General features: G+C 66.1%; 5 protein-coding genes and 2 pseudogenes. 2 read left to right on the top strand and 5 right to left on the bottom strand.

The genetic code is table 11. The features are described from left to right. The coding region (locus tag X803_RS16980; RefSeq protein ID WP_035777384.1) for a RelA/SpoT family protein at positions 1–2,251 on the top strand (2,251 nt) is incomplete at its 5' end. Here X803_RS16980 and X803_RS0101120 read toward each other — a convergent pair. From X803_RS0101120 to X803_RS0101110, 3 genes are all read right to left on the bottom strand, one after another. Further along, on the bottom strand, positions 2,248–2,883 hold the full coding sequence (locus X803_RS0101120; protein WP_026543690.1) for a hypothetical protein: 636 nt from the start codon (positions 2,881–2,883) through the stop codon (positions 2,248–2,250). The genes X803_RS16980 and X803_RS0101120 overlap by 4 nt on opposite strands. Positions 2,884–2,998: 115 nt before the next feature. Next, positions 2,999–4,537 (bottom strand): DUF349 domain-containing protein, encoded by a 1,539-nt coding sequence (locus X803_RS0101115; protein ID WP_026543689.1) that lies wholly within the window; start codon positions 4,535–4,537, stop codon positions 2,999–3,001. 52 nt (positions 4,538–4,589) lie between these two features. Beyond that, entirely contained in the window at positions 4,590–5,375 is a 786-nt protein-coding gene (locus X803_RS0101110) for a peptidylprolyl isomerase (RefSeq protein ID WP_026543688.1), read from the bottom strand. A gap of 205 nt (positions 5,376–5,580) precedes the next feature. Here X803_RS0101110 and hisS point away from each other — a divergent pair, with 205 nt between their 5' ends. Further along, positions 5,581–6,915, top strand: a complete 1,335-nt coding sequence (hisS, locus tag X803_RS0101105) for a histidine--tRNA ligase (RefSeq protein ID WP_026543687.1) — start codon at positions 5,581–5,583, stop codon at positions 6,913–6,915. A 10-nt stretch (positions 6,916–6,925) separates the two neighbouring features. Here hisS and X803_RS0101100 read toward each other — a convergent pair. Further along, positions 6,926–7,243 (bottom strand): annotated as a pseudogene (locus X803_RS0101100) (amino acid permease); the annotation flags it as partial. Positions 7,244–7,263: 20 nt separating this feature from the next. Further along, a pseudogene (locus X803_RS22020) lies at positions 7,264–7,533 on the bottom strand (amino acid permease); the annotation flags it as partial.

Below are 7,533 nucleotides of genomic sequence, written 5' to 3'. Positions count from 1 at the left end.
TCCCGGCCGCCGGGAGCGGACCCGTGCGCGCCTGGCCCGCCTTGCGGGCCGCGGCGCCGCCGACTATTCGCCCATTCTGGAACCGTTGCTGCGCACGGTACGCGCCAACAACCCCAAAGAGGACCTGGAATTCATCAAGCGCGCCTATGAGGTAGCGGAGCGCAGCCATGAAGGACAGAAACGCAAGAGCGGCGATCCGTACATCACCCACCCTGTCGCGGTAGCCACCATTCTGGCCGAGCTCGGCATGACCGGGACAACGCTCGCCGCCGCACTCCTCCACGACACCGTCGAGGACACCAGCTGCACGCTGGAGGACATCCGCCGCGACTTCGGCCAGGAAGTCGCCATGCTGGTGGACGGCGTCACCAAACTGGACAAGGTGTCCTTCGGGGACGCCGCACAGGCTGAGACGGTCCGGAAGATGGTCGTCGCAATGGCGAAGGACATCCGCGTCCTCGTCATCAAGCTGGCAGACCGGCTGCACAATGCCCGGACCTGGCGCTTTGTCTCACCGGAGTCCTCAGCCCGCAAGGCGCGGGAAACCCTTGAGATCTTCGCACCGCTGGCACACCGACTCGGTATGAACACCATCAAGTGGGAGTTGGAGGATCTCTCCTTCGCGGCGCTCCACCCGAAGGTTTATGAAGAGATCGTCCGGATGGTCGGTGACCGCACCCCTGAGCGGGAAAAGCACCTCAACCTCGTTCGGGACCAGATCGGGGAGGATCTGCGCTCGGTGAAGATCAAGGCGACCATCACCGGGCGGCCGAAGCATTATTACTCGATCTACCAGAAGATGATCGTCCGGGGCAAAGACTTCGACGACATCCATGACCTGATGGGCGTGCGGGTCCTCGTTGATTCGGTACGCGACTGTTACGCGACCCTTGGCCAGCTGCACGCGCGGTGGAACCCCCTGCCCGGCAGGTTCAAGGATTACATCGCCATGCCCAAGTTCAACATGTACCAGTCGCTGCACACCACGGTCATCGGACCCGGCGGACGGCCGGTTGAAATCCAGATCCGGACCCATGACATGCACCGGCGTGCGGAATACGGTGTCGCTGCCCACTGGAAGTACAAGAACCAGGGTGGAGCGGGAACCAGCGGAGCCCCTGACAACAGCGACATGGGCTGGCTGCGCAGTCTGGTGGACTGGCAGCAGGAGACGTCGGATCCGGACGAGTTCCTCGACTCCCTCCGCTTCGAGATCAATGCCAGGGAAGTCTTCGTGTTCACGCCGAAGGGCGAGGTGATGGCGCTGCCTGCCGGCTCCACGCCGGTGGACTTCGCCTACGCCGTTCACACGGAAGTGGGCCACCGGACCATCGGCGCCAGGGTCAACGGCAAACTCGTTCCGCTCAACAGCGAGCTGAACCACGGTGACTGGGTGGAGATCTTCACCTCCAAGGCGGAGGGCGCCGGGCCGAGCCAGGACTGGCAGGGATTCGTCAAGAGCCCCCGTGCGCGCAACAAAATCCGGCAGTGGTTCACCAAGGAACGCCGCGAAGAGGCAATCGAGAAGGGCAAGGACCAGCTGACGCGCACCATGCGGAAGCAGAACCTTCCCCTGCAGCGCATGATGACGCACGATGCGCTCATGGCGGTGGCGCAGGAGCTCCGCCACGCGGACATCTCGGCGCTGTACGCCGCAGTGGGTGACGGCCACACCTCCGCCCAGAACGTCATCGAGCACCTTGTCGCACTCATGGGCGGTCATGCCGGGGCTGAGGACGACATCGCCGAGGCGACCGTTGCAACGCAGCCGCGGCGTCCCAAGTTCTCCGACTCGGGCGTAACCGTGCGCGGTGTCGGGGATGTGTGGGTCAAGCTGGCACGCTGCTGCACGCCGGTCCCTCCGGACCCGATTGTGGGCTTCGTAACGCGTGGGTCCGGTGTCTCGGTCCACCGGAACGACTGCCGAAATGTTCAGGAACTGCGGGACCAGCCGGACCGCATAGTCGACGTCGAATGGGCTCCCACCCAGTCGAGTGTTTTCCTGGTGGAAATCCAGGTCGAGGCGCTGGACCGCAAGAGCCTGCTCTCGGACGTCACTCGGGTGCTCTCCGAAAACCACGTGAACATCCTGGCCGCAAGCGTGAATACGTCGACGGACCGGGTGGCGATGTCGCGGTTCGCCTTTGAAATGGGTGACCCGAAGTACCTCAGCCACATTCTGAGTGCGGTACGGCGCATCGACGGGGTCTTCGACGTGTACCGCACCACCGGCTCACAGCGGCGGCTCTAGCGGCCGGTCCGCATGGCCTCCCGCAACCGGGCCAGGGCGCGAGCCTTGCCCGGCACGCGGCCTGCGTGCTCCAGCGACAGCACCACGAGGTGCAGCGGGCAGCGGAGTTCCGGCGCCGCAGCGATGTTCCTCAGCGCGTCCACCGCCCAGGAATCCTGTCCGTGGATTGCGACGTCGAGAGCCGTCCGCAGGGGCGAAGTCACTTGCACTCCTCCGACGGTGGAGAGATCACACGGTCCCAGGGTGACCTGGTGCATGACGGCCGGGCCGGACAGGGGAAGGGCAGTGGTCCGACGCCGGTGGTCGGTAACCAGGCTGACCACGGACGGAGCAGGAGCACACCCGTAAATCCAGGCGGCGGTCTGCCGGGCGAGCGCCACCCGCCGGTGCAGTGACCTCGGGACCGCGTTGAGCGCGGACTGGGCTCGGATGGCCGGAGTGGACGGCTGGTCGGTGCGCACATAGGATTCCCCGCACACATGGACCATCAGGCCGTCGAGGCGCATTGCCTGAAGCTCAACGTGGCTGAAGATGGTTCCGCCGTGGAACAGGACTCCACCGGTGGAGTTGATGGCAAGGTTGCGGCGGGCACTCGGCTGCCCCTGCGCGGTGGATCCTTGCGTGGCTGGCATGCGTCAAGCTTCCCCAATGCGCCGGCAAAGGGAAAGTCCCGGCCGGCCCGTTGTGGATAACGGGCCGGCCGGGACTCACCTTCACACGGCTACGACGCGGGGGAACACGTTGGCGCTAGGAGAAGTCCTGTGCGGATTTCTGCAGCATGTCCAACCACTGCCTTCGTGCTTCCAGCGCCTCCCGCGCGGCGGAAATCCGGCGGGCGTCTCCGTTTTTCTCCGCGGCGGCGAGATCATCCTCGAGGGAGGCGATAGTACTCTCGAGCTGGCTGAGCGCGCTGTTGGTGCGTGCCTTGGTCTCGGGGTTGGTGCGCTGCCAGTGCTCCTGCTCGGCCGCCTGCACAGCGTCTTCAACCTCGCGCAGCCGCGCCTCAACTCGTCCCATGTCAGCCCTGGGGACCTTTCCGGCGTCTTCCCAGCGGTCGCGGATGGACTGCAGCGCCTTCCGGGCGGCAGCGACGTCCTTGACCGGCAGGAGCTGACGCGCTTCAGCGAGGAGGGCTTCCTTCACCACGAGGTTGGCTCCGTACTCCTCGTCGATGGCCTCGTTCGCCGCCTTGCGGGCAGCGAAGAACCTGTCCTGGGCGGCCCGGAACCGGGCCCACAGGGCGTCGTCATCCTTGCGGCTTGCGCGCTTGGAGGCTTTCCACTCGTCCATGAGCCGGCGGTATTCTGCAGCTGTATGCCCCCAGTCGGTGGAGGTGGAAAGTTCCTCCGCACGGCTGATGAGAGCTTCCTTGGCGCGCTTCGCGTCGGCGTTCTCGTTGTCGAGCTGCGAGAAGAAGGCCCTGCGGTGGCGGTCAAAGACGGTGCGGGCGGAGCGGAACCTCTTCCACAGCGCATCCTCCGTGCCGCGGCCCAGCCGCATGCCGGACTTCTGTGCGTTTTTCCACTGCTCGAACAGCTCGTTCATGCGGTTGCTGCTGGCTTTCCACTGCACGGTGGACGGATCCCGGCCGGCAATTTCCTCAGCTTCCGCCACGATTGCCTCACGTGCTTCCAGTTCCCGGGCCCGCGCGGCGTCCTGCTCCGACTTCTCGGCAGACTCAAGTTCCGCGATGTGCGTTGTCAGTGCATCCAGCCTCGCCTCCAGCGCCCGGACGTCCCCGACCATCTTGCGCTCGGCAACCTGTTCAGCGAGATGCGCTGCCGTCTTCCGCATGTCCGTGGTCGGTGCCTTGGCCTGGACCCGCTGCTCAAGCAGTGTGATCTGGCCTGCGACGTCGTCGTACTTGCGCACAAAGTAACCGAGCGCTTCCTCGCGGGAGGCATCCGGATACTGACCGACGGGAAACTCCTCCCCGTCGACGAGCAGGAACACATGCCCGTCTTCCTCCACCCGGGCAAATTTCTCTGCCTCCTCCAGGGGAGTGGAGTGGATCGGGGGAGCGGCGACAACCGCTGCAGCCGCCGGACCGCTGGGCCGGGGAGCCATGGCGGCCGGTGTGGGACGGGGCCGAGCCGCCTTGGCGGGTGTCGGAGCCGGGGCTGCAGGCAACGGGTCGGCTGCAGGCTGCGCCGGGGCAGGGGCCGGGGTGGCAGACTCCTGTTCCGTGGCCTCCCCGGAGGCAGGCGGCTCCGCGACGGTGTCCGGTGGGACGGTCCCGGCCGTGTCGGTTGCAGGCGTTTCGTCGGATTTCTGACTGTTTGTCACCGCTAGAAGTCTTTCGCTCGATGGACGGCGCTTACGGCCGTATCCCGTTTATTTACTGCAGGGTTAATGAGTCTATCGTCACAGGCGTGGCCGGGGCTCCGTCCTCGCCGCCGCCTTCCACACCGGCTTCGGCGACCTGCCGGACAACGTCCAGGCCCGAGGTCACCGAACCCATGATGGTGTACCCGCCGGTGTTCTGTGGAATCTGCGACTCCTTGTAGACGATGAAGAACTGCGTGCCGTTGCTGTCGGTGCTCGCGCCGCGCGCCACAGCGATTGCCCCCGCGGGGTACACGCCGTCCTCCGGAGTGTTCTCCACGGGCCCCCACTGGTAGGTCGGGTCACCCGCACCGTCCCCGTTGAGCGATCCGCACTGCAGTACCCCCATGGTCTCGGCCGTGGTGAGCCGGTGGCACGTCTTGCCCTCGAAGAAACCGTCCTCGGCGAGTGAGGTGAACACGGCGACAGCCTGCGGCGCCGCCGTTCCGTCAAGCTCCACGCCGATATCCCCGGCGCTGGTGGCAAGGGTGCCCGTGAAGACCTTCCCCTCCGCGATGGATGGATCCGGGATGTTCGCGCCGTTGGGTGCCGGTTCAGCTTCAGCGCTCTCGGCAATACCCGGTGCATCCTCCAGGGCGGCCATCTCGGCGGCCGTCGGATTGGAGCTGAACCAGAAGACCTGGAGTGCGACGGCGAGAGCCAGGACCGCTGCTGCCGCACCGCCCGCGATGGTGCTGTCCTTCCGGCGTCGGCTTTCCTGTGCGCGCTTCAGTCCGCGCTTCGCCTCGATCTGGCTGATATGGCGGCGCATTTCGCGTCCGCGCCGGTCAACGGCCACGGAACCTCCTGTGTCCGACGGTGGATCTGGGCGCGTGCCCAGATATATCCGGGCACGCGCCCGGCCGGTTAGCAACGGCCTGACGCGTTCCCCTAAAATGAGTGCCGCAGACAGTGTAGGCACAGTGCGCTCTTGCCTCACGCTTCACCGCAGGATCCCCGGCCGACCGGTGGGGACACAAGCGATTCCAAGGAGAGTTCCTTACATGGCACGAAAGTCCTCGCTGTCCGGGTTTCCCGAATGGCTGCCTCAGGAGCGCCTCGTGGAGCTGCACGTCCTGGACACGCTGCGGCGGACCTTCGAGCTTCACGGATTCTCCAGCGTGGAGACGCGCGCCGTTGAAACGGTTGGCCAGCTGCTGCGCAAGGGCGAAATCGACAAGGAGGTCTATGCCGTATCGCGGCTGCAGGATGAGGACGCGGGAGCGGCCGGTGACGATGCCCTCGCGCTCCACTTCGACCTCACGGTTCCCTTTGCGCGTTATGTGGTCGAGAATGCGGGCCACCTTGCCTTCCCGTTCCGCCGCTACCAGATCCAGAAGGTCTGGCGCGGTGAACGCCCCCAGGAGGGCCGCGCCCGCGAGTTCACCCAGGCCGACATCGATGTGGTCGGTGACGGATCCCTGCCGTTCCGCTATGACGTTGAGCTGGCGCTGGTCATCGCGGAGGCGCTCGGCGCCCTGCCCATTCCCGAGTTCCAGCTGCGCATCAACAACCGGAAACTCGCGGAGGGGTTCTACCGCGGCATCGGCCTGACCGACACCCCGGGGGTGCTGCGCAGCATCGACAAGCTGGAGAAGATCGGTGCCGGGAAGGTTGCGGAACTCCTGAAGTCCGAACTCGGTGCCACCGACGAGCAGGCCCGCTCAGCCCTGAGCCTCGCAGCGATCCGCACCGAAGACACCTCGTTCGTGGAACAGGTGCGTGCACTCGGAGTGTCGGATCCGCTGCTGGACGAGGGCCTGGCCGAGCTCGAGCAGGTCATCGCCGAGGCAGCCAGGCGGGTGCCCGGGAGGGTTATCGCGGACCTCAGCATCGCCCGCGGCCTGGACTACTACACCGGAACCGTCTACGAGACTGTGCTCGTGGGCCACGAGTCCCTCGGGTCCATCTGCTCCGGAGGCCGCTACGACGCGCTGGCGAGCAAGGGCAACCGGACCTTCCCCGGCGTCGGGCTTTCCATCGGGGTCACACGCCTGGTGACGCGCATCCTGAACCAGGATTTCGCAGCGGCGTCCCGTCAGGTTCCGACGGCGGTGCTGGTCACCCTCGCCGATGACGATTCCTGGTCCGCCGCACAGGACGTCGCTGCCGCCCTGCGCGGCCGTGGCATCCCGGTGGAGGTGGCCGCCTCGGCGGAAAAGTTCGGAAAGCAGATCAAGTTCGCCGACCGCCGCGGGATCCCGTTTGTCTGGTTCACCTCAGCGGACGGGACGCACGAGGTCAAGGACATCCGGTCCGGCGAGCAGGTCCCTGCCGATCCGCTGTCCTGGAACCCGCCGGCGGGCGACCGGTGGCCGGCGGTTCTCCCGCGGGCCTGAACCGTCCCCGCTAGGTCTGGTGCCGGCGTCGTCGCATCAGCACTGCGGCGGCACGGCCAAGCAGTCCGACCAGAAGGATGGCCGTCATGGTCAGCACCGACTGGACCGGAAGGGTGAACGCGAGCACCAGGCACCCGACCAGGCCGAGAACATTCAGTGCCCGCGGCGCGTACCAGGGACGCGAAGACAGCGTGAGCGCTGAGAGGTTGGCCACCGCGTAATAGAGCAGAACACCGAAGCTGGAGAAGCCCACTACGGTCAGGATGTCGGTTCCGAGCAGCAGCGCAATCACGACGACGGCGGTCGCCAGTTCAGCGACGAACGGCGTGCGGGCCTGAACCGTCCCCGCTAGGTCTGGTGCCGGCGTCGTCGCATCAGCACTGCGGCGGCACGGCCAAGCAGTCCGACCAGAAGGATGGCCGTCATGGTCAGCACCGACTGGACCGGAAGGGTGAACGCGAGCACCAGGCACCCGACCAGGCCGAGAACATTCAGTGCCCGCGGCGCGTACCAGGGACGCGAAGACAGCGTGAGCGCTGAGAGGTTGGCCACCGCGTAATAGAGCAGAACACCGAAGCTGGAGAAGCCCACTACGGTCAGGATGTCGGTTCCGAGCAG

The sequence above is a fragment of the Arthrobacter sp. 35/47 genome, from assembly GCF_000520475.1.
GTDB classification, from domain to species: Bacteria; Actinomycetota; Actinomycetes; order Actinomycetales; family Micrococcaceae; genus Arthrobacter_D; species Arthrobacter_D subterraneus.
Note: the sequence above shows the minus strand (reverse complement) of the source record. Positions and strands in the feature narration are given on the sequence as shown.

Coding starts and splice junctions, on each gene's coding strand:
- X803_RS0101120 (WP_026543690.1), bottom strand. CDS start 2,883: ATGCCAGCCACGCAAGGATCCACCGCGCAGGGGCAGCCGAGTGCCCGC.
- hisS (WP_026543687.1), top strand. CDS start 5,581: ATGGCACGAAAGTCCTCGCTGTCCGGGTTTCCCGAATGGCTGCCTCAG.